This is a genomic window from Candidatus Mycobacterium methanotrophicum (genome assembly GCF_023515995.1).
In the GTDB taxonomy this organism is placed as follows: domain Bacteria; phylum Actinomycetota; class Actinomycetes; order Mycobacteriales; family Mycobacteriaceae; genus Mycobacterium; species Mycobacterium methanotrophicum.
Map to the genome: position 1 here is coordinate 2567561 of NZ_CP097320.1, position 24938 is coordinate 2592498.

General features: G+C 66.5%; 13 protein-coding genes and 5 pseudogenes. 15 read left to right on the forward strand and 3 right to left on the reverse strand.

Annotated features, from left to right (window positions below; translation table 11 throughout):
* Window positions 1-112 precede the first annotated feature (112 nt).
* The 10 genes and pseudogenes from M5I08_RS13415 to M5I08_RS13455 all read left to right on the forward strand — a co-directional run bounded on the left by M5I08_RS13415 (window position 113) and on the right by M5I08_RS13455 (window position 19156).
* Window positions 113-12550: a type I polyketide synthase gene (locus tag M5I08_RS13415; protein WP_249762765.1), complete on the forward strand. Its 12438-nt coding sequence runs from the start codon at window positions 113-115 to the stop codon at window positions 12548-12550.
* A 24-nt stretch (window positions 12551-12574) separates the two neighbouring features.
* On the forward strand, window positions 12575-15193 hold the full coding sequence (locus M5I08_RS13420) for a PEP-utilizing enzyme (protein ID WP_219070750.1): 2619 nt from the start codon (window positions 12575-12577) through the stop codon (window positions 15191-15193).
* 114 nt (window positions 15194-15307) lie between these two features.
* Window positions 15308-15427 (forward strand): annotated as a pseudogene (locus M5I08_RS27300) (hypothetical protein); the annotation flags it as partial.
* A gap of 66 nt (window positions 15428-15493) precedes the next feature.
* Window positions 15494-16050 (forward strand): annotated as a pseudogene (locus tag M5I08_RS13425) (carboxylesterase family protein); the annotation flags it as partial.
* A gap of 95 nt (window positions 16051-16145) precedes the next feature.
* Window positions 16146-17282: pseudogene (locus tag M5I08_RS13430) on the forward strand (IS630 family transposase).
* A pseudogene (locus M5I08_RS13435) lies at window positions 17260-17484 on the forward strand (carboxylesterase); the annotation flags it as partial. The pseudogenes M5I08_RS13430 and M5I08_RS13435, both read left to right, overlap by 23 nt.
* A gap of 27 nt (window positions 17485-17511) precedes the next feature.
* Window positions 17512-17998: pseudogene (locus M5I08_RS13440) on the forward strand (DUF7064 domain-containing protein); the annotation flags it as partial.
* Complete coding sequence (locus tag M5I08_RS13445; RefSeq protein ID WP_440271458.1) at window positions 17898-18203, forward strand: DUF7064 domain-containing protein; 306 nt, start codon at window positions 17898-17900, stop codon at window positions 18201-18203. The pseudogene M5I08_RS13440 and the gene M5I08_RS13445, both read left to right, overlap by 101 nt.
* Before the next feature lie 34 nt (window positions 18204-18237).
* A complete protein-coding gene (locus M5I08_RS13450) occupies window positions 18238-18711 on the forward strand; it encodes a gluconokinase (protein ID WP_219069315.1) in 474 nt (157 codons plus the stop codon).
* A gap of 76 nt (window positions 18712-18787) precedes the next feature.
* Window positions 18788-19156: a DUF2784 domain-containing protein gene (locus tag M5I08_RS13455; RefSeq protein WP_219069313.1), complete on the forward strand. Its 369-nt coding sequence runs from the start codon at window positions 18788-18790 to the stop codon at window positions 19154-19156.
* Here the strand turns inward: M5I08_RS13455 and M5I08_RS13460 are convergent.
* On the reverse strand, window positions 19134-20018 hold the full coding sequence (locus M5I08_RS13460) for a DoxX family protein (RefSeq protein ID WP_219069311.1): 885 nt from the start codon (window positions 20016-20018) through the stop codon (window positions 19134-19136). The genes M5I08_RS13455 and M5I08_RS13460 overlap by 23 nt on opposite strands.
* A 437-nt stretch (window positions 20019-20455) precedes the next feature.
* On the opposite strand from M5I08_RS13460, the gene M5I08_RS13465 reads away from it, so the two are divergent.
* Window positions 20456-20782 carry a hypothetical protein gene (locus M5I08_RS13465; RefSeq protein ID WP_219069309.1) on the forward strand — a complete coding sequence of 109 codons (327 nt, stop codon included), beginning with the start codon at window positions 20456-20458 and terminating at the stop codon, window positions 20780-20782.
* A 112-nt stretch (window positions 20783-20894) separates the two neighbouring features.
* Here the strand turns inward: M5I08_RS13465 and M5I08_RS13470 are convergent, their stop codons facing one another.
* Window positions 20895-21281 carry a hypothetical protein gene (locus M5I08_RS13470; RefSeq protein ID WP_219069307.1) on the reverse strand — a complete coding sequence of 129 codons (387 nt, stop codon included), beginning with the start codon at window positions 21279-21281 and terminating at the stop codon, window positions 20895-20897.
* Window positions 21282-21382: 101 nt separating this feature from the next.
* Here M5I08_RS13470 and M5I08_RS13475 point away from each other — a divergent pair, with 101 nt between their 5' ends.
* From M5I08_RS13475 to M5I08_RS13490, 4 genes are read left to right on the forward strand one after another with little or no spacing between them, the layout of a single operon-like run.
* Window positions 21383-22387 carry an LLM class F420-dependent oxidoreductase gene (locus tag M5I08_RS13475; RefSeq protein WP_219069306.1) on the forward strand — a complete coding sequence of 335 codons (1005 nt, stop codon included), beginning with the start codon at window positions 21383-21385 and terminating at the stop codon, window positions 22385-22387.
* Window positions 22380-22991, forward strand: coding sequence for an SRPBCC family protein (locus M5I08_RS13480; protein WP_249762766.1), 612 nt, complete (start codon window positions 22380-22382; stop codon window positions 22989-22991). Before M5I08_RS13475 ends, M5I08_RS13480 begins: the two co-directional genes overlap by 8 nt.
* A 50-nt stretch (window positions 22992-23041) precedes the next feature.
* Window positions 23042-23734 carry a HemK2/MTQ2 family protein methyltransferase gene (locus tag M5I08_RS13485; protein WP_249762767.1) on the forward strand — a complete coding sequence of 231 codons (693 nt, stop codon included), beginning with the start codon at window positions 23042-23044 and terminating at the stop codon, window positions 23732-23734.
* Entirely contained in the window at window positions 23731-23946 is a 216-nt protein-coding gene (locus M5I08_RS13490) for a CDGSH iron-sulfur domain-containing protein (protein ID WP_219069303.1), read from the forward strand. The genes M5I08_RS13485 and M5I08_RS13490 overlap by 4 nt, the downstream gene beginning before the upstream one ends.
* Here the strand turns inward: M5I08_RS13490 and M5I08_RS13495 are convergent.
* On the reverse strand, window positions 23926-24885 hold the full coding sequence (locus tag M5I08_RS13495) for an iron-containing redox enzyme family protein (protein ID WP_219069301.1): 960 nt from the start codon (window positions 24883-24885) through the stop codon (window positions 23926-23928). The genes M5I08_RS13490 and M5I08_RS13495 overlap by 21 nt on opposite strands.
* Window positions 24886-24938 lie beyond the last annotated feature (53 nt).

Here is a 24938-nt window from a genome sequence, read left to right on the forward strand (position 1 = left end):
CCCAGGCCAGCAATCGGGCGAGCAAGTCGGTGCACGGCGCCACTTCTCCGGGTGCGAAGCCGGAAGCGTTTGACCCGGCTGCGACGACCGACGTTAGGCGAGGGGTAGCGACATGGGTGACCAACTTCAGCATGCGACCGAAGCATTGCGCAAAGCACTGGTTCAAGTGGAGCGCCTGAAGCGAAAGAACCGCGCACTGCTGGAGCGGTCCAGCGAACCGATCGCGATCGTCGGGATGGCCTGCCGTTTCCCGGGCGGGGTGGAGTCTCCAGATGGCCTGTGGGACATGGTCGCCCAGGGTCGCGACGTCATGTCGGAGTTCCCGACCGACCGGGGCTGGGATCTGGACGGTCTATTCGATGCCGATCCCGACGCGCCGCACAAGTCGTATGCGCGCGCCGGCGGGTTCGTCGACGATGTCGCGGGCTTCGACGCGGGATTCTTCGGCATCTCACCAACTGAGGCGCTGGCGACCGATCCGCAGCACCGAATGCTGTTGGAGCTGTCGTGGGAGGCGTTGGAGCGCGCCGGGGTCGACCCGACCACGTTGCGGGGCAGCGCTACCGGCGTATTCGCCGGAATCATTGTTCAGGGCTACGGCATGCTCGCCGAAGAGATCGAGGGCTACCGGCTGACCGGCATGACGTCCAGCGTGGCGACCGGCCGGGTGGCCTATGTGCTGGGGTTGGAGGGCCCGGCGGTATCCGTGGACACCGCGTGTTCGTCGTCGCTGGTGGCCCTGCACATGGCGGTGCAGTCGTTGCGATCGGGCGAATGCGACCTGGCGCTGGTCGGTGGCGCGACCGTCAACGCCACCCCAACGGTGTTCGTCGAATTCAGTCGGCACCGCGGCTTGTCGCCGGACGGCCGGTGCAAGCCCTTCTCTTCAGCTGCCGACGGTCTCGGCTGGTCTGAGGGCGGCGGCATGTTGGTGGTGGAACGGCTCTCGGATGCCCAGCGGTTGGGTCATCCGGTGTTGGCGCTGGTGCGCGGTTCAGCGGTCAATCAGGACGGCGCATCCAACGGGCTGACCGCGCCCAACGGGCCCTCCCAGCAGCGAGTAGTGCGGACCGCGTTGGCCAATGCGGGGCTCAGTGGCGCCGAGGTGGATGTGGTGGAGGGCCACGGCACCGGCACCACGCTTGGCGATCCGATCGAGGCTCAGGCGCTGCTGGCCACCTACGGGCAAGACCGCTCGCAGCCGCTTTGGTTGGGGTCGATCAAGTCCAACATGGGCCACACGCAGGCTGCTGCAGGGGTGGCCGGTGTGATCAAGATGGTGCAAGCGATGCGCCACGAGCTGCTGCCCGCGACGTTGCACGTCGATGCGCCCAGCCCGCACGTGGACTGGTCGGCGGGATCGGTGGAGTTGTTGACCGAACCGCAGCCATGGAAGGCCGAGTCAGCCGACGGCCGGCTGCGTCGCGCCGGGGTGTCATCGTTCGGAATCAGCGGCACCAACGCGCATGTGATCATCGAGGCCCCCCCTGCGGTGGACGCGGCTGCCGAGCGGGGGACCGTGCCGCCGGTCGTCCCGTGGGCGATCTCGGCCAAGAGCGCGGCGGCGGTTTCGGCGCAGGCGGCACGGCTGGGCGAATTCATCCGCGCGCGTGAGCAATTGGAGTCCGCCGATGTGGGCTGGTCGTTGGCGGGCCGGTCGAAATTCGAGCATCGGGCGGTGGTGCTCGGTGCTGACCGTCAGGAGTTGCTGAACGGTTTGGCGGAACTGGCTGACGGAACGCCGGGCGCTTCGGTGGTCTGCGGTCACGCCGCACCGGCAGGCAAAACCGTGTTCGTCTTCCCCGGCCAAGGCTCGCAGTGGCTCGGCATGGGCGTCGAATTGCTCGACACCGCTCCGGTTTTCGCCGAGAAAATCAACACGTGCGCAGCGGCATTCGCCGAATTCGTCGACTGGTCACTGCTCGACGTGCTCCGCGGGGCGCCGGGCGCGCCGGGTCTGGACCGCGTTGATGTCGTCCAGCCGGTGCTGTTTGCAGTGATGGTCTCGCTGGCCGAATTGTGGCGATCGGTGGGTGTCCGGCCCGACGCCGTGATCGGCCATTCCCAAGGCGAAATCGCCGCCGCCCATGTCGCGGGCGCGCTGTCGTTGCGCGATGCCGCGCGCGTCGTGACGCTGCGCAGCAAACTGTTGCTGGCGCTCGCTGGCCGCGGCGGCATGGCTTCCCTGGCGTGCAGTGCCGAGCATGCACGAGAGTTGTTGGCTCCCTTCGGGAACAGCATCAGCATCGCCGCGATCAATGGGCGATCCGCCGTGGTGGTATCCGGTGACGTCGCCGCACTCGACGAGCTGGTCGCCCAGTGTGCTGAGCGTGAGATCCGCGCCCGCCGCATCGACGTCGACTACGCATCACACTCCGCCGACGTCGAATGCATCCGGGAGCAGCTGGCCGACGTCCTTTCCGGCCTCGAGCCGAGTTCTTCACGCACCGCATTCTTTTCCACGTTGACCGGCGGTCTGGCCGACACCGCCGGCTTGGACGCCGACTACTGGTATAGCAATATTCGGCAGACCGTGGAGTTCGATCAGGCCGTGCGCGGGGCCTGCCAACAGGGCTACCGGGCCTTCATCGAATGCAGTCCGCATCCCGCGTTGCTCGCGGGCATCGAAGACACATTCAACGACTGCGCTGACGCCAAAACCGAACCGATCGTCATCCCCACCCTCGGCCGCGAGGAGGGCGGCCTCCGCCGGTTTCTCACCTCGGCCGCGCAAGCCTTCGTGGCGGGTGTGAGCGTGGATTGGCGGGCGGTCGTGCCCGGGGCCGAGTTTGTCGAGTTACCAACGTATGCCTTTGAGCGACGGCGGTTTTGGCTTTCCGGTGATGGCGCCGCATTTGACGCCGAAGGTCTTGGGCTGGGCGCCAGTGGGCATGCGCTGCTGGGTGCGGTGGTGGAGCTGCCGGAGTCGGGCGGCGTGCTGCTGGCCGGCCGGCTCTCGGCTGCGTCGCAGGGATGGTTGGCCGCTCACGCCGTTGACGGTGTCGTGGTGTTCCCGGGTGCGGGGTTTGTGGAGTTGGCGATCCGTGCCGGCGACGAAGCCGGTTGCAGCTGCGTCGACGAGCTGATGTTGCAGTCGCCGTTGCTGCTGCCGACTTCGGGTTCGGTCGCCGTGCAGGTGGTGGTGGGGCCGGCCGAAGATTCCGGCCACCGCAGCGTATCCATATTCTCCCGGGCTGATGCCGGTTCCGATTCGGGATGGATCTGCCACGCCAGCGGGCAGTTGGGCCCGCAGTCGCGTGAGCCGGGCGCGGACTTGTCGACCTGGCCGCCGGTGGGCGCGAAGCCGGTCGACATCGACGGGCTTTACGACCGGTTGGCGGCGCGAGGATACGGTTACGGCCCGGCGTTCCAGGGGTTGACTGCGATGTGGCGTCGCGGCGACGAGTTGTTCGCCGAGGTCACCCTGCCTGATGCGGCGGGTGGCGTCGGCGGATTCGGTGTGCATCCGGCCTTGTTGGACGCGGCGTTGCACGCGGTGATCGTGGCTACCGAGGCCGACGACCGCGACAACAGCGGTGTGCTGGTGCCGTTCTCCTGGCAGGGTGTGTCGTTGCATGCGGCGGGGGCGTCGGCGGTGCGGGCGCGGATCGCGCCGTCGGGTCCGTCGGCGGTGTCGGTGGAGTTGGCCGATGGGTTGGGGTTGCCGGTGTTGTCGGTGGCGTCGATGGTGGCTCGTCCGGTGTCGCAGCAGCAGTTGATGGCGGCGGTGTCGGGGTCGGGTCCGGACCGGATTTTCGAGGTGGTGTGGTCACCGGCGTCGCCCGTGTCGGGTGTGGAGGCGCGGCCGTGTGACGTTTTCGAATCGGTGGCCGCCGAGGAGGATCCGCTGGCCGGCACGTATCGGCGCACCCACGAAGCGTTGGGGGCGCTGCAGTCCTGGCTGGCCGAGCATGACTCGGGAGTGTGGGTGGTGGCGACCCGCGGTGCGGTGGCGTTACCGGGGGAGGATGTCACCGATCTGGCGGGTGCCGCGGTGTGGGGGTTGGTGCGTTCGGCGCAGACCGAGCATCCCGGCCGGATCGTGTTGGTGGATTCCGATGCGGCACTGGATGAGTCGACAGTAGCCGAGGTGTTGGCGGTCGGTGAGCCGCAGGTGGTGATGCGCAGGGGGAGGGCTCATATCGCGCGGGTGCGCGGCAGCCGGGCCGTCGATGGCCTGCTGGTGCCGCCGCCCGGCCAGGGGCCATGGCGGATTGGCATGTCAACCAAGGGCACCTTTGAAAACCTGTTGCTGGAGCCGATCCCGGATGCTGATGCTCCGCTGGAGCCCGGCCAGGTTCGCGTCGCCATGCGCGCCATAGCCACCAACTTCCGCGACATCATGATCACCCTGGGTATGTTCACCCACGACGCCCTGATCGGCGGCGAAGGCGCCGGCGTCGTCGTGGAAGTCGGACCCGAGGTTAGCGAATTCGCGGTCGGTGACTCGGTTTACGGCTTCTTCCCGGACGGCAGCGGCACCCTGGTCGCCGGCGACGTTCGGCTGCTGCTTCCCATGCCCTCGGACTGGACATACGCCGAAGCCGCGGCCATATCAGCGGTTTTCACCACCGCCTACTACGCTTTCATCCACCTCGCGGATGTTCGCGCGGGGCAGCGGGTGTTGGTGCATGCCGCGACCGGCGGGGTGGGGATGGCTGCGGTGCAGCTGGCCCGGCATTTGGGGTTGGAGGTGTTTGCCACCGCCAGTCGTGGTAAGTGGGACACGTTGCGGGCGATGGGTTTTGACGACGATCATATCGGCGATTCGCGCAGTCTTGAGTTTGAGGAGAAGTTCCGGGCGGTCACTGGCGGCCGGGGTGTGGATGTGGTGCTCGACTCGTTGGCCGGTGAGTTCGTGGATGCCTCGCTGCGTCTGGTGGCCCCGGGTGGGGTGTTTTTGGAGATGGGCAAGACCGACATCCGCGACCCCGATGCGGTCGCCCAACACCACCCCGGTGTGCGCTACCGCGCCTTCGACCTGTTCGAACCGGGCCGTGTCCGCATGCACCAATACATGCTCGAACTCGCCAAGTTGTTCGATGACGGTGCGCTTCGGCCGTTGCCGGTGACGGCGTTTGATGTGCGGCGGGCGCCGGCGGCGTTGCGATATTTGAGTCAGGCGCGTCATGTCGGCAAGGTTGTGTTGAGCATGCCGGATGCGTGGGCGGCTGGCACGGTGGTGATTACCGGTGGGACTGGGATGGCGGGTTCGGCGTTGGCCCGGCATGTGGTGGTCAACCATGGTGTGCGCCAGTTGGTGTTGGTGAGCCGGCGTGGCCCGGATGCGCCGGGGGCGAGCGAGTTGGTGGCCGAGTTGGGTGCGGCGGGTGCGCGGGTGTCGGTGGTGGCCTGTGATGCCGCTGATCGTGAGGCGTTGGCCAAGGTGCTTGCCGATGTTTCGGTGCAGTATCCGTTGTCGGCGGTGATTCATGCTGCTGGGGTGCTTGATGATGCGGTGGTGACGTCGTTGACGCCGCAGCGGGTGGATGCGGTGTTGCGGGCCAAGGTGGATGCGGCGTGGAATTTGCATGAGCTGACCCGGGATGCGGGTGTGTCGGCGTTTGTGATGTTTTCGTCGATGGCCGGGTTGGTGGGGTCGTCGGGTCAGGCTAACTATGCGGCGGCGAACTCGTTTTTGGATGGGTTGGCGGTGCATCGGCGTGCGGATGGTCTGCCGGCGATCTCGCTGGGCTGGGGTCTGTGGGACCAAAGCAGCAACATGACCGGCGGACTCGACGACGCCGGTCGTGCCCGGCTGGGCCGCAGCGGCGTCTTGGCTCTTTCGACGGCGGAGGCCCTGCAGCTGTTCGACACCGCGATGGTGATCGACGAGCCGTTGCTGCTGCCCGCCCGCATCGACGCAGGCGCACTACGCGCCAACGCGGCGGTGGTACCGCCGATGTTCGCCGACCTGATAAACACGCCGACCCGCCGGCGGGTCGACGACTCACTGGTCGCCAGCAAATCCAAATCCGCATTGGCACACCGCATCCACGGGCTGCCCGAGGACCAGCAGCATGCGGTGCTGCTGGATTTGGTGCGTTCGCACATCGCGACTGTGCTGGGCAACACCGACGCCGAGGCCATCGACCCCGATAAGGCGTTCCAGGAGTTGGGCTTTGACTCGCTGACCGCGGTCGAGATGCGTAACCGGCTCAAAGCGGCCACCGGGCTGGCGCTTTCGCCGACTCTGATCTTCGACTACCCGAACTCCGGCCGCCTGGCCACCTACATCCGCGGCGAACTCGCCGGCGTCCCACAAGAGATCAAGAAAGTGGCCGCGGTCCGGCCGACAACCGACGAGCCGATCGCGATCGTCGGAATGGCCTGCCGGTTCCCCGGTGGCGTCGACACCCCGGAAGCACTGTGGGACATGGTGATCCATGGCCGGGACGTGGTTACCGAATTCCCGAACGATCGAGGATGGGACCTGACGGACCTGTTCAACCCAGACCCCGACGTGCCTGGTTCCTGCTACACCCGCACCGGCGGGTTCGTGGACGGCGTCGCAGACTTCGACCCCTCGTTCTTCGGCGTCGGGCCGTCCGAGGCGTTAGCGATGGATCCTCAGCAGCGCATGTTCCTCGAGTTGTCGTGGGAGGCGTTGGAGCGGGCCGGGGTCGACCCGACCACGTTGCGCGGCAGCGCAACCGGCGTCTTCGCCGGCGTCATGACGCAGGGCTACGGCATGTTCTCCGCCGAGCCGGTGGAAGGCTTCCGGTTGACCGGCCAGCTGTCCAGCGTCGCATCGGGCCGGGTGGCCTATGTGCTGGGGCTGGAAGGCCCGGCGCTATCGGTGGACACCGCCTGCTCGTCATCGCTGGTCACCCTGCATATGGCCGTGCAGTCGTTGCGGTCCGGCGAGTGCGACTTGGCGCTGAGCGGCGGCGTCACCATCAACGCCACCCCGGATATCTTTGTGGAGTTCAGTCGTTGGCGCGGCCTCTCACCGGACGGCCGGTGCAAGGCGTTCGCCGGAGCCGCCGACGGCACCGGATTCGCCGAGGGTGGGGGAATGCTGGTGGTCGAACGGCTCTCGGACGCCCAGCGATTGGGTCATCCGGTGCTGGCGGTGGTGCGCGGCTCGGCGGTGAACCAGGACGGCGCCTCCAACGGGCTGACCGCGCCCAACGGGCCCTCCCAGCAGCGGGTAGTGCGGGCGGCGCTGGCCAACGCCGGGCTGAGCGCGGCCGACGTCGACGCGGTCGAGGGCCACGGCACCGGCACCACGCTTGGCGATCCGATCGAGGCTCAGGCGCTGCTGGCCACCTACGGGCAGAACCGTTCGCAGCCGCTCTGGTTGGGGTCGATCAAGTCGAACATGGGTCACGCCCAGGCCGCAGCCGGCGTGGCCGGCGTGATGAAAATGATCCTGGCGATGCGCCACGAGATGTTGCCTGCGACACTGCATGTCGACGAGCCCAGCCCGCACGTGGATTGGTCGGCGGGCTCGGTGGCTCTGCTGACCGAGCCACGGCCCTGGCCGGCCGACGGCCACGTGCGCCGCGCCGGGGTGTCGTCGTTTGGGATCAGCGGCACCAACGCGCACGTGATCGTCGAGGCGGCTCCGGTGGCCGAGGCTGTCGAACCGGCGGCCGAACCGCCGATCGTGCCGTGGGTGATCTCGGCCAAAAGTGCGGCGGCGCTGGGCAAGCAGGCCGCGCGTTTAGGTGAATTCATCGGTGCGCGTGCGCAGTTGGCCACCGCTGACGTGGGCTGGTCGTTGGCCGGCCGCTCGACGTTCGAGCATCGGGCCGTCGTGCTCGGCGCTGACCGCGAGCAGTTGCTGGCCGGGCTGGCGGAGTTGGCCGCCGATGAACCGGGCGGTTCGGTGGTCTGCGGCCAGGCCGCCGCCGGGCGCAAAACCGTGTTCGTCTTCCCTGGCCAGGGTTCCCAATGGCTCGGGATGGGCATGGGACTGCACGCCGCCTATCCCGTCTTCGCCGAAGCGTTCAACACCGTTGTCGGCGAGCTGGACCGGCACCTGCTGCGGCCGCTGCGCGAAGTCATCTGGGGCCACGACGAATGGCTGCTGAATACCACCGAGTTCGCGCAGCCCGCGTTGTTCGCGATCGAAGTTGCGCTATACCGGCTACTGGAATCCTTGGGGACCCGGCCCGATTTCGTGATGGGCCACTCGGTAGGTGAATTGACCGCCGCGCACGTCGCCGGCGTGTTGTCGCTGGAAAATGCGGCCATGCTGGTGGTGGCCCGCGGCCGGTTCATGCAGGCCCTGCCGGCCGGCGGCGCCATGATGGCCGTGCAGGCCACCGAAGACGAAGTGCGCCCGCTGCTGACCGACGGCGTCGGTATTGCCGCCGTGAACGGCCCGTCTTCGGTGGTGGTTTCCGGTGACGAAAGTGCGGTGACCGCGATCACCGACCAGCTGCGCGACCAGGGTCGCCGCGTCCACAAGCTCGCGGTCTCCCACGCTTTCCACTCCCCGTTGATGGAACCGATGATCGCCGAGTTCAAAGCGGCGGCCAAGGAGCTCACGGTCAACGCGCCCGCCATCCCGATCATCTCGAATGTGACTGGGCAGCTGGCCGGAGACGACTTCGCGTCGGCCGATTATTGGACAAAGCACATCCGGGTGGCGGTACGGTTCGCCGACAGCATCCGCTTTGCGAATTCCGCTGGCGCCAGCCGATTCCTGGAGGTCGGCCCGGGTGGCGGCCTGACCGCATCCATCGAAGAATCGCTCGCCGAGGTCGACCTGGTGTCAGTGCCGATGCTGCGCAAAGACCGGCCGGAACCGGCCAGCCTGATGGCCGGGTTGGCCCAGGCTTTCGCGTCGGGTGTCGGCATGGATTGGCGCGCGGTGTTGCCCGCGGCTAATTTTGTCGAGTTGCCGACGTATGCCTTTGAGCGACGGCGGTTTTGGCTTTCCAGCGATGGCGCTGCCGGCGACGCTGCCAGCCTGGGGCTGGCCGCCAGCGAGCACGCGCTGCTCGGGGCGGTGGTAGAGCTGCCGAGCTCCGGCGGGGTGGTGCTGACGGGCCGGCTTTCCGCGGCGTCACACGCGTGGCTTTCCGATCACGCGGTGGGCGGCGTGGTGGTGTTCCCGGGTGCGGGGTTCGTCGAGTTGGCGATCCGTGCCGGCGACGAAGTCGGCTGCTCGGTCGTCGACGAACTGATGTTGGCGGCGCCGCTGGTGATCCCGGCCATCGGGTCGGTGGCCATGCAAGTGGTGGTCGGCGGCGCCGACGAATCAGGCATCCGGTCGGTATCTGTGTTCTCGCGCAGCGACGAACAGTCGGGCTGGACCCTGCACGCCGAAGGTGTCGTGCGGGCCGGCAGTGTAGACGCGGTCGAGCCGGGCGCGGACTTGTCGACCTGGCCGCCGGTGGGCGCGACGCCGGTCGACATCGACGGGCTTTACGACCGGTTGGCGGCGCGAGGATACGGTTACGGCCCGGCGTTCCAGGGGTTGACTGCGATGTGGCGTCGCGGCGACGAGTTGTTCGCCGAGGTCACCCTGCCTGATGCGGCGGGTGGCGTCGGCGGATTCGGTGTGCATCCGGCCTTGTTGGACGCGGCGTTGCACGCGGTGATCGTGGCTACCGAGGCCGACGACCGCGACAACAGCGGTGTGCTGGTGCCGTTCTCCTGGCAGGGTGTGTCGTTGCATGCGGCGGGGGCGTCGGCGGTGCGGGCGCGGATCGCGCCGTCGGGTCCGTCGGCGGTGTCGGTGGAGTTGGCCGATGGGTTGGGGTTGCCGGTGTTGTCGGTGGCGTCGATGGTGGCTCGTCCGGTGTCGCAGCAGCAGTTGATGGCGGCGGTGTCGGGGTCGGGTCCGGACCGGATTTTCGAGGTGGTGTGGTCACCGGCGTCGCCCGTGTCGGGTGTGGAGGCGCGGCCGTGTGACGTTTTCGAATCGGTGGCCGCCGAGGAGGATCCGCTGGCCGGCACGTATCGGCGCACCCACGAAGCGTTGGGGGCGCTGCAGTCCTGGCTGGCCGAGCATGACTCGGGAGTGTGGGTGGTGGCGACCCGCGGTGCGGTGGCGTTACCGGGGGAGGATGTCACCGATCTGGCGGGTGCCGCGGTGTGGGGGTTGGTGCGTTCGGCGCAGACCGAGCATCCCGGCCGGATCGTGTTGGTGGATTCCGATGCGGCACTGGATGAGTCGACAGTAGCCGAGGTGTTGGCGGTCGGTGAGCCGCAGGTGGTGATGCGCAGGGGGAGGGCTCATATCGCGCGGGTGCGCGGCAGCCGGGCCGTCGATGGCCTGCTGGTGCCGCCGCCCGGCCAGGGGCCATGGCGGATTGGCATGTCAACCAAGGGCACCTTTGAAAACCTGTTGCTGGAGCCGATCCCGGATGCTGATGCTCCGCTGGAGCCCGGCCAGGTCCGTGTCGCCGTTCGCACGATGGCAGCCAACTTCCGCGACGTCATGATTGCCCTCGGGCTATACCCCGACGAGGACGCGGTCATGGGTGTCGAGGCCTCCGGTGTCGTGGTCGAAACCGGCCCGAGCGATGGTCGTTTCGCCGTTGGTGACCGTGTTACCGGGCTGTTCCCGGAAGGCGCCGGCACCATGGCCACCACAGACGCCCGGTTGGTGATGGGGATGCCCACCGGATGGTCGTACCCCGACGCCGCGACGGCGCCGGTGGTTTTCGCGACGGCCTACTACGCGCTCACGGCGTTGGCGGATGTTCGCGCGGGGCAGCGGGTGTTGGTGCATGCCGCGACCGGCGGGGTGGGGATGGCTGCGGTGCAGCTGGCCCGGCATTTGGGGTCGGAGGTGTTTGCCACCGCCAGTCATGGTAAGTGGGACACGTTGCGGGCGATGGGTTTTGACGACGATCATATCGGCGATTCGCGCAGTCTTGAGTTTGAGGAGAAGTTCCGGGCGGTCACTGGCGGCCGGGGTGTGGATGTCGTGCTCGACTCGTTGGCCGGTGAGTTCGTGGATGCCTCGCTGCGTCTGGTGGCCCCGGGTGGGGTGTTTTTGGAGATGGGCAAGACCGACATCCGCGACCCCGATGCGGTCGCCCAACACCACCCCGGTGTGCGCTACCGCGCCTTCGACCTCTTCGAGGCAGGCGCAGACCACATTGAGCGAATGCTCACCGACCTGGCCGAACTGTTCGATGACGGTGCGCTTCGGCCGTTGCCGGTGACGGCGTTTGATGTGCGGCGGGCGCCGGCGGCGTTGCGGTATTTGAGTCAGGCGCGTCATGTCGGCAAGGTTGTGTTGAGCATGCCGGATGCGTGGGCGGCTGGCACGGTGGTGATTACCGGTGGGACTGGGATGGCGGGTTCGGCGTTGGCCCGGCATGTGGTGGTCAACCATGGTGTGCGCCAGTTGGTGTTGGTGAGCCGGCGTGGCCCGGATGCGCCGGGGGCGAGCGAGTTGGTGGCCGAGTTGGGTGCGGCGGGTGCGCGGGTGTCGGTGGTGGCCTGTGATGCCGCTGATCGTGAGGCGTTGGCCAAGGTGCTTGCCGATGTTTCGGTGCAGTATCCGTTGTCGGCGGTGATTCATGCTGCTGGGGTGCTTGATGATGCGGTGGTGACGTCGTTGACGCCGCAGCGGGTGGATGCGGTGTTGCGGGCCAAGGTGGATGCGGCGTGGAATTTGCATGAGCTGACCCGGGATGCGGGTGTGTCGGCGTTTGTGATGTTTTCGTCGATGGCCGGGTTGGTGGGGTCGTCGGGTCAGGCTAACTATGCGGCGGCGAACTCGTTTTTGGATGGGTTGGCGGTGCATCGGCGTGCGGATGGTCTGCCGGCGATCTCGCTGGGCTGGGGTCTGTGGGACCAAAGCAGCAGCATGACCGGCGGACTGGCTTCTGTCGATTTCGCCCGGTTCGCCCGCGACGGCATCGTGGCGATGACCGCAGGCGAGGCCCTGCAGTTGATGGACACCGCGATGGTGATCGACGAGCCGTTGCTGCTGCCCGCCCGCATCGACGCAGGCGCACTACGCGCCAAGTACGACGCGGGCACGTTGCCGCCGATGTTCGCCGACCTGATCAACGCGCGTGCGAGGCGTCAGGTGGACGATTCGCTGGCCGCCGCCAAGTCGAAGTCCGCGCTGCTGCAACGCCTGGATGGGCTGGCCGAGGACCAGCAGCATGCGGTGCTGCTGGATTTGGTGCGTTCGCACATCGCGACCGTGCTGGGCGACACCGACGCCGAGGCCATCGACCCCGATAAGGCGTTCCAGGAGTTGGGCTTTGACTCGCTGACCGCGGTCGAGATGCGTAACCGGCTCAAAGCGGCCACCGGGCTGGCGCTTTCGCCGACTCTGATCTTCGACTATCCGAACTCCGCAGCGCTGGCCGGTTACTTCCGGCAAGAGCTCGTCGGCGGCTCGACCGAGTCGGCGCCGCGCGTCGCACCCGGCGAGGTGGAAATCCAGCGCGTGGTGGCATCTATTCCGGTCAAACGCCTTCGCCAGGCCGGAGTATTGGACCTGCTGCTCAACCTGGCGAACGAAACCGACAGAACCGACGGTGCAGAGACCAGAGAAACCGACATCGCAACAATGGATCTCGACGATCTGGTCAATGCTGCCTTGCTGGATGACGACGACTAGCCAGATGGGGTTCGAGGTTAGCCAGTGAGGATCGCCGTCACCGGCGCGAGCGGAGTGATCGGTCGCGGCGTTGTCGCCCGACTGCTCAGCCGGGGCCACGATGTCGTCGGTCTGGCCCGTCATCGCCCCGAAAGCTGGCCGAGCTCAGCTAATTTCGTCAAGAGCGATATTCGCGATGTAGCCGGGGTGCGACGTGCGGTCACAGGCGCGGACGTCGTCGTGCACTGCGCCTGGTCGGTCGACCCGGCCGCTGCTCGCTCGGTTGGTCGCGAGATCAATATCGGCGGGACCGCCAATGTGCTTGACGCGATGGGCCAAAGCGGGACCCGTCGCATCGTGTTCGTATCCTCGCCCCACGCCGACGGTGGACAAGCGCCAGTGTCTGCGGAGGCGCGCGTCGAGGAAATGCTGGCCCGCCTCGGCGCGGAATGGGTAACGATCCGTTCCGCGATTATCATCGGCCGAAACGTCAACAACTGGGTGCTGCGCCTACTGGCGTCCCCGGTATGGCCCCGCTTCGACGGGTTGACCGAGCGCAGGCTGCAGGTGGTACATAGCGACGATGCGCTGCGGGTACTCATGCGGGCAGTCCTCGATACCAGCATCGAGAGCGGTCCGGTGAATCTGGCCGCCCCGGGAGACCTCTCTTTTGCTGAGCTGGCCACCGCTCTCGGGCGCCCGGTCGTGCGCATGCCCGCATGGATGGGGGCGCTGCGGCGTTGGTCAATTGTCACCGAGTTGGAATATTTGTACGGCGCGCCATTAATGGACACTTCCCGGCTACGCGACGCATGGGGACTTACACCGGCCTGGAACGCCGATGAATGTGCCCGAGATTTCGCGTTGGCGGTGCGTGGGCGAGTGACCCTGGGCAAGCGTGTGGTGTCGTTGCCCTGGCGGCTGACCACTGTCCAGGACATCCCCGCAGTCGATGCGCCGGCCGTCGACGGGACCGTTCCGGTCCTGGCCGGCCCGCAGGGCGGCAACGGTGAGTTCGACACACCGATCGACCCGCGCTTCCCGACGTTCCTTGCCACTAATCTGTCAGAGGCCCTGCCCGGACCGTTCTCACCGTCGTCGGCGTCGGTGGCGGTGCGCGGCCTGCGAGCCGCCGGCGTAGGCATCGCAGAACGGCTACGGCCCGGCGGGTTGATCCAGCGCGAAATCGCCACTCGCACTGTCGGGGTTTTCGCGCACCGCCTCTACGGTGGCATCACAGCCGCATATTTCATGGCCGAGACTGTGCCATTCGTGAAACCTGCGGCGGTCATCAGCAACAGCCAATTCTTTGGTCCGAGCTTCCCAGAGTTGCCGATCTTCGGTCCACAGCTTTTGGAGCGTGACTGCAGCCGTGGCCCGAGGCTACTGCGCGCAATCCGCAATATCGGAGTATTCGGAATCAACCTGATCGGTTTGAGCGCCGGCACAGGGCGGGATACCCGCGACTACACCGCCGACATCGATCGTCTGGAGCGCCTGGCAGGCGACGATCTTCGGCAAATGGACGAGCGTCGCCTGCTCAGCCTGATTTTGTTGGCACGCGATCATGTCGTGCACGGCTGGGTGCTGGCGGGGGGTGGGTCCTTCATGCTTTTTGCAGCGTTTAGCGTGATCCTGCGCGGCCTGGGCGGACGAAACATCACACCGTCCGCCGGCCCGGATTTGGTCAGTGCGCGCCTGCTAGGCGCGCTGCATCGACTGGTCGCCGCGGCACAACACGACCCGAATGTGGCACGGGTGCTCGCCGAGCCAGGGCGGCGCCTCGACGCGCTAGCTGAACAGGTTCCGGAATTTCATGCCGCGGTTCTTGCCGAGCTGACCCTGATCGGGCACCGGGGCCCAGCCGAAGTCGAGATGCTGTCGACCACCTACAGCGACGACCCTGAACTGCTGATCCGGATGGTGGCGAAATCGTTGAACTCTTCGACAATGGTGCAGCCCCGCCATCCGTCGATCCCGGTCCAGGCGCGGCCTGTCGCGGTGCTGGCCGTGCGTCAGCTTCGCGACCGCGAAGTTCGCCGCGACAAAATGGTGCGCGCCATCTGGGTGTTGCGCCGACTGCTGCGTGAATATGGGCGTCGCCTAGTGGGTTCCGGCGCTTTCGAGACCCCCGATGATGTGTTCTATCTGTTAGTCGACGAACTCGATGCGCTGCCGGCAAATCCAACCGAAATCGTCTTGCAGCGCCGCACCGAACGGCAGCGGTTGGCCGGCATCGTTCCGCCCGCGGTCATCAGTGGCGCCTGGCAGTCGGCGACCACATTAGCGACGGTTCTCACTCCCGGGGACACCCTGCGCGGCCTGGGTGTCTGTGGTGGCCGGGTCCGCGGCCGCGTGCGGATCATCCGACCTGAAACAATTGACGACCTGGAACCCGGCGAGATTCTGGTCGCGGAGGTCACCGATGTCGGCTACACCGCCGCGTTCTCGTATGCAGCCGCTGCCATAACGGAGCTCGGCGGCCCGATGTCGCACGCTGCCGTAGTGGCCCGGGAGTTCGGATTTCCCTGCGTGGTGGACGTCCATGGTGCTACTCGGCGTCTCCCACCCGGGGCACTCGTGGAAGTTGATGGCAGTACCGGAGAGATTCGCGTGCTCGAGCTTGCCTCGAACGACAACGCCGTTGCGGGTCATCGAGATTGACGGCAGCACTGAAAAGATCGCGCAAATCTGCTCTACCGTCGATGTGGGGTGCGACGTACTCGATTCTTTAGACCTGCCAAGCGTGACGCGCTTGGGTTTCGCTACCGTCAGGTCATGCACGAACACACCGTCCGCGTCACTACGGCCGCCAGCACCGTGGAAGGGTTTACCCGCGACGGCGTGCACCGCTGGCGGTCGATTCCGTACGCCCGGCCGCCGATGGGTCCGCTGCGTTTTCGCGCGCCGCGGCCGGCCCAGCCGGGGCGCGGAGTGCGGTATTGCCGCGGCTTCACCAAGTGCGCGACCATCATGGGTGTCCGCAAGCGGGATGCCGCCCGCGCCCTGCTGCAGGCTTCTCCGGCCGAATTGCTGGCGGCGCAAAATCGCCTGATCGACGAGGGCGTGCGAGACATGTTGGAGCCTTTCCTATCGGCCCGGTGACCGGTGACGACGTTCTGCCGCTGGACCCCGTCGAGGCGATTCGGCGCGGCCAAGCGCGCCGGGTGCCGCTGATCGTGGGGACCAACGCCGACGAAGGACGCTTGCTCACCCGCTTCCTGCCGCTGCTGCCGACGACGGAGCCGATGGTCGAAGCGCTGCTGGCCGAGGTGGAACCGGCTGCTCGGCAGCGTATTACCGCCGCTTACCCTGATTACCCGGAGCGGTCCGCCTGTATGCGGCTCGGCGGCGACTTCGCCTTCAGCTCGGCGGCTTGGGAGATTGCAGAGGCCCATGGCAAGCACGCGCCCGCTTACCTATATCGATACGACTACGCACCGCGGACGCTGCGCTGGTCGGGGCTGGGTGCCACGCATGCCACCGGACTGCTCGCGGTCTTCGGGATCTACCGCACCAAGCCAGTGTCCTGCGCCGGTAATTCGTTACATAATTGTGACTTAGGTAACGTTGATCGGTCAGGCGAATTAGGTTGGCCTATAAGATAATTCAATCTATGACGCGACGTGGACGGCCAACAGCAGAACTAGTGCTCAGCGACGAGGAGCGTCAGACGTTGACGCGGTGGGCGCGGCGGCGGAAATCCTCGCAGGCGCTGGCGTTGCGGTCGCGGATCGTGCTGGCCTGCGCGCAGGGCCTGACCAACAAGCAGGTCGCCGCCCAAGAGCACGTGTCGCAACCAACGGTGGGTAAGTGGCGGGCCCGGTTCGTCGAAGCGCGCTGCGATGGATTGGTCGACGAACCGCGCCCGGGCCGGCCAGCCACGATCGCCGCCGAGCAGGTCGAAGAGGTGGTCGTGGCCACCCTGGAGTCCACCCCGGACAATGCCACGCACTGGTCACGCGCATCGATGGCCAAGCGGTCGGGCTTGAGCAAGTCGACGATCGGGCGCATCTGGAAGGCCTTCGAGCTGCAGCCCCACCGCAGCGAGCACTACAAACTTTAAACTTTCCAACGACCCCCTGTTCGTGGAGAAGGTCTACGACGTTGTTGGGCTCTACCTGGACCCACCCGAGTCCGCGGTGGTTTTGTGCGTGGATGAAAAGTCGCAGATCCAGGCGCTGGCGCGCAGCCGGCCAGCATTCCCGATGATGCCCGGCATGCCCGAAAAACGCACCCACGACTACGTCCGCAACGCCACCACCGGCCTGTTCGCCGCGTTCGACATCAGCGACGGCACTGGCATCTCCTCGCTGCACCGCCGCCACCGCGCGGTGGAATTCAAGAAGTTCCTGGCAAAGATCGACACCGAGGTCCCCGCCGACTTGGACGTGCACCTGGTCTGCGACAACTACGGCGCCCCTAAAGCGCCCACCGTCACGGCCTGGCTGGACAAGCGCCCCCGCTTCCACATGCACTACACGCCAACCTATTCCAGCTGGATCAACCAAGTTGAGCGGTGGTTCGCCGAACTCACCCGCCAACTCATCGAACGTGGCGACCACCGCAACGTGCAGACCCTGGAAAAGACATCCGCGCCTGGGTGGCCAACTGGAATGACAACCCAAAACCATTCGTGTGGACCAAAACCGCTGAACAGATCCTCCAGTCCATCCAACGACTCACGAAACGAATTACAGGCGCAGGACAACAGGCGCAGGACACTAGCAGCGGTGCTGACCGCGGCCGGTGATCGCCGATCTGCCTTGCGGGTCACCAACGAAGCGCAAAGGCGCTGGCGATCGTTCAGCAATTCTGGAGTGCCCGGCGACGACTGGCCGACCTACACCGACACCAACCGCGCGGTGATGGTCTTCGACCGCAAATCCCATCTCGAATTCGATCCCCACCCCGAACGCCGGATGGCGTGGGAGGGCTTCTCTCTGGCGCGCTGACGACGGATGTGGTTTCGTAAACGAGCCATGCAAACACACACCGACAACGTCGTCGAATGCCCGGAGGATCTCACCGCCGCGGGGCTGACCGCAGCGATCGGCGCCGGAACCGTTGCCGATTTCAGCGTCGAGCGGATCGGCACCGGGCAAATGAGCGAATGCTACCGGGCTCGGCTAACCTATGCCGACGCCGGCGGACCGGACTCCGTGGTGCTCAAAGTCGCGGCCACCGACCCGATCAGCCGGCAGACCGGCTCGAGTCTGGGTCTTTACGAGGGTGAAGTCGGCTTCTACACCGATATCGGCCCCGCGCCTGCACGGACCGGTCGCGCGGTGCTATCACCTGGCTTTCGACGCTTCGGCAGGCATTTTCGATGTCCTGCTCGGCGACGCCAATCCAGCGCTCGTCGGCGATGAAATCCGCGGCGCCACAATCGCTCAGGCTCAGCTTGCCGTCACCGAACCGGCCCGGCTGCAGGGTCCGCTGCTCGGTGACGGCAAGCTCGCCGAGGCGCGCCGACGGATTACCTTCCAGCGCAACGCTGGCGGTTGATCCCGGCGACATCACCGCGTCCATCGACGTGCGCGGACACGCACCGGTGCGGCTGGTGTCCCTCGACGGGCGGGTCAGCCAATTTCCCCGCGTATGGGCCACTGTCAGCACCGCCGACGGCCGCAGCGGCGTGGGTTCGATGGAGTGGAACCGTAATCTGCGCTGAAAAACTCTGTAGGCCGAGCGCACCCATCGTGGTCATGGGTGTCACCGGATCGGGCAAATCGACGGTGGGCGCCGCATTGGCGCGGCGCCTCGGCGTGCCGTTCGCCGACGCTGATGCCTTCCACCCGCAAGCCAACATCGCAAAGATGGCGGCGGGTACGCCGCTCACCGACGACGACCGCTATCCGTGGCTGGAAGCGGTCGGGCAGTGGCTGGCCGACCATGAGGACGGCGGTGTGATCAGCTGCTCGGCGCTCAAGCGCGCATACCGCGACAGACTGCGCTCGCATTGTCCGCGCATCGAGTTCTTGCATTTGACCGGCCCACCCGAACTGATCGCTTCCCGACAAGGCGCTAGACCAAACCACTTCATGCCAGCGGCGCTGGTGAAATCGCAGTTCGACATTCTGGAGCCGTTGGCGCCCGCCGAGCACGGAATAGCCCTCGATATCGAAACAAGCGTGGACAGCATCGTCGAAAGATTTATGAACTATCTGTCGAGTTCGTGACCACCTCCTTGACCACCGCGGCGGCGGCTACCATGGTGGTCAGAACGACAAAAATACCTGGCACACGGGGCTAGCGATGTATCAAATCGTGGTCGCGCTTGTGGTCGCGGGGCACGTCGCGTTTCTTTGCTACCTGGTCGTCGGCGGTTTCATCGCATTGCGCTGGCGGCGCACGATCTGGCTGCACGTGTCGGCAACGCTGTGGGGGATCGCGATCACCATCGGCAAGCTTGGCTGTCCATTGACATGGCTAGAGCGTTGGGGTCGGGCGAAAGCCCGGATGGCGCCACTGCCACCGCAGGGATTCATTGCCAACTACATCGCCGGCGTGGTTTATCCGGCCGGCTGGGCCAGCGTCGTACCTGTTGTGGTGTTCGCGCTGATAGCGGTGTCCTGGGTGCTGTATGGACGGCGCCGGCGGATCACCGCCAGCGACGAGCTTTGACCCGCCCGCGGGCGGCCAGCTCACCACCGCGCTTGCGCGTGGTGTCGGCAAGTTCAGCGGCCAGCTCGCTGCCGCGTTCGCGGGCTCGCTCACCGTAATCCGCGCCGCGCTCGCGGGCGGTTTCGGCCAGTTCGGCGCCGCGTTCGCGGACCGTTTCTGCCAGCTCGTGGCCGCGCTTACGTGCGCGCTTGCGCGCGGCCTGTACCACCGGCGCGCTCTTCTCCGCGGCAGTGCTAATCAATTCACCACCTCGCTCCCGGGCAGCATCGACCAGCGGTTCGCTCTTCTCGGCGGCCGTGCTGGCCAGTTCGCGGCCGCGCTCCGCACCCACTTGAAGCCCGTGCGCAATTCGTCCGCCCAGCTCGGAATCAAGGAAACTGCCGTCGGAGCCATTCAGCGAGATCGCCTCCGAGATCCGGCCGGCCGCTCGTCGACCACGCCATCCCAGCGATGGCTTGCCGGCTGTGTCGGCCGACGCAATGATCAACCCGCCCAACAGGCTCAGGTCGGTGAGCAGGTCACGACGTTTCCGTGCTTTACGCTCCGGGTCGCTCTCTGTCCAAAACAGATGTGCGCCAAGGCTGCTCGGTATCACGGTGAACGCGAGCGCTGCCGAGGCGATCCGCGGCATTTTGCCGGTGGCGAGCAAGAGACCACCGCCGACTTGAACGGCGGCGGTTATCCGGGCCGCGGTCTCGGGATCCGACGGAACCTTGCTTCCGAAAGGTTCCGGCAGGGTCCGTAGCGCCGTCACAGCCGGCTCCGCCGCATCGACGGCGACCTCGGGGTTTCGCAATGTTTCGACACCTTGGCCGATGAACACAGCGGACAGCAACGGACGAGCGATTCTGCGGATCAACATGGCCGCTGTGTTCCCGGCTTACCCACCATGCAAACCGGGCCTGCGGGCCGGTGGCGTTGTCAGTATTGGGCCGGTGGGGGCTCATGTCGTACCCACAGCTGGCACTCCCCACCCAAAAGATGACCTGGGCCGTCACCGCGCTAATTCCGGCGATGACGCCCACCAGGTGACCGGCCACCACGCCGAAAATGATCATGGCCACGCCGGCAAGAGCTAAGCGAGCCGATGCGCCAGCGATACCACCGACAGCAGGCGCTGCCTGTGAAACATCATGCCAGGTCCGCAGCCGGTGCGACCGTCACGCTGCCCCTAGGTTGCCAGCAATAATCGCGCCGATTTTTGGCCCTCCTGACCTATCCGTGGGTCCAGGAACTGGTTTCTGGTAGGGCTCCGCGGCGATGATGTGGTCGGGCACGGCGGGTGCCTGGATGCCGCGGATGCCGGCGGATGCGACCGGGCTCACCGCGGGATTGTCGGCGGCGCTGCCGCGGCCGGGGGTGACCCATGATCGGGGCGCGGCGCTGCGCGATGTGGCGGTGATGATCACCAGCGCCGGCCGCGACATCTGCGATGTGGTGGTGCTGCGCGAGCAGGACCCGGTGTTCGGCCCGGCGGCGCCGGCGGCCGCGGCGCGGCGGTCGCTGAACGAGATCGACGGGCCGGCGCTGGCCCGGGTCATGATGGTGGGCAGCACGCTCCGCGAGCGGGTGTGGGAGTGGATCGGAGCCCGGCACGGGCGGATCCCTCCGGCGCCCGCCTGCTAGGGGGATCTGGGCGCGGTGATCGCGATCGGCGTCGGCGCCCCGCTGATCGGCTCACATTCGGGAACGCAGCACGCGGCCGGGAACGTCAAGGGAGGGTGCGGGTTTCATCCGCTCACGGCCGTGGTGCGGCAATACCGGGGGGGTTGCTGGCGATCATCGCGGCGCGCGGGCAACGCGCCAGGACGCGCAGGCCGCCGGGCTGACCGGGCTGCTGCGCGAGTCCGCCGGCGGCGACCGGCTGGCCGGCTGGCCCGCCGGCATGCGGATCCTGGCGCGCCGGGAGAAGACCGAGACTGGCGCTCAGTTGTCGCTGTTCGGGCAGCTGGGCGGATACCGGTATCAGGTTGGCGGCGGCCAACACCGCCGGCGGGCAGGTGCGGCGGCCGAAGGCGCGGCGCCGGGTGCACGCCCGCGCGGAAGGGTTCATCCGCAACGGGACGGCCGCCGGCCTGGCCCGGTGGCCGCCGTCCTCGTTCGCGATCAGCACCGCCTGGGTCACCGCCGCCGCGACCGCGATCGGCCCGCTGTGCTGGATCAGGCTGCTGCTGCTAGCGTGGCGGCGGCCGTTTGCCGCTGCCGTTCAGGGGTACTCGATGCCGCATGACGCGCTTTGGCTATACCCTGATGACGGAGCAGAATGGGCCGAAAGACCTTGTCCGGTACGCAGTTTCCGCTGAGCATCAAGGTTTCGACTTTGAGGTCAGCAGCGACCACTTCTCCCCTTGGCTGGCCTCCCAGGGACATGCGCCCAACGCCTGGGCGGTGCTGGGAGCGGTAGCCCAAGTTACCGAACGGGTAGATCTGTACACCTACGTGACCTGCCCGACCATGCGCTATCACCCGGTGATCGTCGCGCAGCAGGCCGCAACTGTGCAGATCCTAGCCGACGGCCGGTTCACCCTGGGCCTGGGCAGCGGCGAAAACCTCAACGAGCACGTTATTGGTAAGGGCTGGCCCGCCGTCGGGCAACGGCACGAGATGCTGCGGGAGGCCATCGAGATCATCCGCGCGTTGTTCCGCGGCGGGCTGGTCGATTGGCGCGGCAACTATTACCAAGTGGATTCCGCGCGGCTGTGGGATTTGCCGGACGTGCCGGTCGGTATCGGGGTGGCCTCGAGCGGGAAGAAGTCCGTCGATAAATTCGCCACCCTCGCAGACCACTTGATCGCGGTCGAACCCGATGGCGACCTGGTGAGTACCTGGCACTCGGTGCGGCAAGGCAGTGGCATCGCAGGCGGAGGCCGGGTGGTCGGCCAGATACCAATCTGCTGGGACCCCGACCGTGACACCGCCATCCGACGTGCCCACGACCAATTCCGTTGGTTCGGTGGCGGTTGGAATGTGAACGCTGATCTGCCGACGACGGCGGGTTTTGCCGGAGCGACGCGATTCGTCCGCCCCGAAGACGTCGCGAACAGCATCCCTTGCGGCCCAGATTTCGACGCGATCGTCGACGCGGTGCGGGCCTACTGGGAAGCCGGCTTCTCCGACATCGCGCTGGTGCAAATCGGCGGCGAGAGCCAAGACCTCTTCCTCAAAGAAGCCGCCGAGCCGCTGCTCGCGGCGCTACGGACGGCAGCCAAGGACGGGAGTAGCAATGACTGATTCATCCGCGCAAACCACAACAGCGCCGGTCAAGGGCTTGGGTGGTGCCAGCCTAGGGCTCGGGCTGAGCGAAATCCTGGTGCCGACGAAAGTCGCCGCCACAGCCGGTATCGACGAGACCAACCGATCCCGGGCGGTGATCAGGGCGTTTGGGCTACGGGAATGCGCGCACGCTGCAGCCCTGCTGTTCGGCTCAGGCAAGCTGGTTTGGACCAGGGTTGCCGGCGACGTCTTGGATTTGAGCTTGCTGGGCGCAGCGCTTGCGAAAAGCGATGACGGTCGGCGGCGCCGGCGCGGAACCGCCTCGGCTGTCGCTCTTGCCGGAATTGCTGCAGCCGACCTCTACGCCGCGTTGCGTGTCACCGGCAACAACGGTCGGCACGCGAACGGGTCAGCGCACCGCAGCTTGCGCGCCGCAATCACGGTGCGGCGTTCTCCCGAAGACGTCTACCGCTACTGGCGCAACCTGGACAATCTGCCGTCATTCATGTACCACCTGCAATCGGTCACCGACTCCGGTGATCGCTCGCACTGGGTGGCGAACGCGCCAATCGGCCAGCCGGTGGACTGGGACGCACAAATTACCGACGACGTGTGGGCATGAGTCACTTCAAGCCGTGACTACCACGGCAATCACCACCTCGAAAGGCCGAAGTGACCGTCGCTTACCCTGCTCCGTGCGATTCGCTGGATATCAACGGTGTTTACCCGCCGCAACATGACTCGCAGCTGCTCATCGACACGCTGGAAAAGAGCGAGCTGGTTGCGGGCCGGCGGGTGTTGGACCTCTGTACGGGTAGCGGCGTCGTGGCAATCGCTGCGGCGGAGTTGGGCGCCGCCAGCGTGACCGCGTTCGATATCTGCCCACATGCGGTGCACTGTTCGCGGGGCAATGCCGTCCACGCCGGTGTCGAGGTCAATGTTCATGTTGGATCATCGCCTGGCGCGCTGGATTACGCGCCCTTTGATGTCATCGTGTCCAATCCGCCCTACGTGCCTACCCCGCCGGCAGGGGACACCGAGGTCATCCCGATAACCGCAGGCCCGCCAGGGGCCTGGAACGCCGGCGTAGACGGGCGGACGGTACTAGATCCGTTGTGCGAATCAGCGGCCGGCATGCTCGCAGCCGGCGGCTCCCTGCTGCTGGTGCAGTCGGCGTTATCTGGAGTCGAACAGTCACTGGAATCGTTGCGCTCAACCGGATTGAAAGCTGACGTCGTCGCTTACCAGTGTATTCCGTTCGGTCCGGTGCTTTCTGCGCGGGCCGGTTGGCTGGAAGTCACTGGTCGGATCCAAAAGGGCTGCCGGATCGAGGAACTGGCGGTTATTCGGGCGGACAAGCCATGACGGAATGCGCGCGGGTGCAAGTGATACCCAACGGGCCCGTGTTGGTATCCGGACCGGTGCGCATTGAGACGCCGAGCGGCGACGTCGTGGAATCTGACCGATTCATGGTGGCCGTCTGCACTTGTCGGCGCAGCAAGAATTATCCGTTGTGCGACACCAGCCACCGGCGATGTCGCCCGGTGCCGGCCCGCTCAAAACAGCGGTCGTCGTAGCGACGTCTGCCCGGCCTTCCACGACGTCATGATGGCGTCGGCAAGCCGGTCCTCGACGACGGCGTGGGCGCGGATACCAAACACCACATCTTGATCTAACTGCGGTTCCCGGGCGACGAGATCGCCTACTACGTCGGCGCGTACCACCTGCTCATGCACGGCGTCAGCCTCGACGTGCTCGAGGTAGAACGCCGCACATTCCTGCGGCGCGAGCAGCCGCTGCAGCGCCTCCACCAACCGGCGGGAACCTGGTGACGAGGTGATCTCCGTTGATGCGAAATGCCCGATTGCGGCTCCGCGTAACCGTCGGTGCAAGCCGAACAACGACATCAAGTTCACCACCGCAAGCGATTCGGCGGGAACCGCGTCGAGATAAGCGAGGTATGCGGAATCCAAACCTGCGGCAGTCAATAGGTCGGCGAACAGCTGTTGATGCACTTGCGCGCCGCGTCCGGCTCCGTATTCGTCGAATTCGACGGCGACGAACGACGCCTTGGCCTGGCCGGTCAGACGCGGAATAGCCCACGCGTGCGGATCGCCCTCCTTGAGGTGGTATAGCGACCGGTGCACGAAGTACTCGCGCATCTGCTGCCAGGTGCCGCTGTCACGCAGCCAACACGACGGCCCGGTCCCTTCAACGGATTCGATTGAGAGCGAGTCCATTTCGGCTGCCGCAGTCTGGCTCGGCTCGATCCGACCCACGTCCCGGCGGACTCCGGCCAAAAAAGCCCGCTCCAATTGCGCGCGCAGGTGCAGTAAACCGGGATTCCATTCCCAGGTGGGGTCGACGCCCGCGAAGCCCCGGTAGTGCAGTTCGTAGCACATGTAAAGGGCCAGCTGCAGATCCAAGCCGTACGGATCGGAGTCGCTCACCGAAGCGCCAAGGGGAGCCAGTTGACCGCGGGGCGCCGGTTCGGTGAGACTGCGCCGGACAGCCATCGACAGTGGCCCGTATGCGGCAGGTAAGCGCGGTTCGACTGCCGCTTCTAAGT

Coding starts and splice junctions, on each gene's coding strand:
- M5I08_RS13480 (WP_249762766.1), top strand. CDS start 22,380: ATGACTGATTCATCCGCGCAAACCACAACAGCGCCGGTCAAGGGCTTG.
- M5I08_RS13475 (WP_219069306.1), top strand. CDS start 21,383: ATGACGCGCTTTGGCTATACCCTGATGACGGAGCAGAATGGGCCGAAA.
- M5I08_RS13465 (WP_219069309.1), top strand. CDS start 20,456: ATGCCGGCGGATGCGACCGGGCTCACCGCGGGATTGTCGGCGGCGCTG.
- M5I08_RS13495 (WP_219069301.1), bottom strand. CDS start 24,885: ATGGCTGTCCGGCGCAGTCTCACCGAACCGGCGCCCCGCGGTCAACTG.
- M5I08_RS13415 (WP_249762765.1), top strand. CDS start 113: ATGGGTGACCAACTTCAGCATGCGACCGAAGCATTGCGCAAAGCACTG.
- M5I08_RS13455 (WP_219069313.1), top strand. CDS start 18,788: ATGTATCAAATCGTGGTCGCGCTTGTGGTCGCGGGGCACGTCGCGTTT.
- M5I08_RS13450 (WP_219069315.1), top strand. CDS start 18,238: ATGGGTGTCACCGGATCGGGCAAATCGACGGTGGGCGCCGCATTGGCG.
- M5I08_RS13460 (WP_219069311.1), bottom strand. CDS start 20,018: ATGTTGATCCGCAGAATCGCTCGTCCGTTGCTGTCCGCTGTGTTCATC.
- M5I08_RS13445 (WP_440271458.1), top strand. CDS start 17,898: ATGAAATCCGCGGCGCCACAATCGCTCAGGCTCAGCTTGCCGTCACCG.
- M5I08_RS13490 (WP_219069303.1), top strand. CDS start 23,731: ATGACGGAATGCGCGCGGGTGCAAGTGATACCCAACGGGCCCGTGTTG.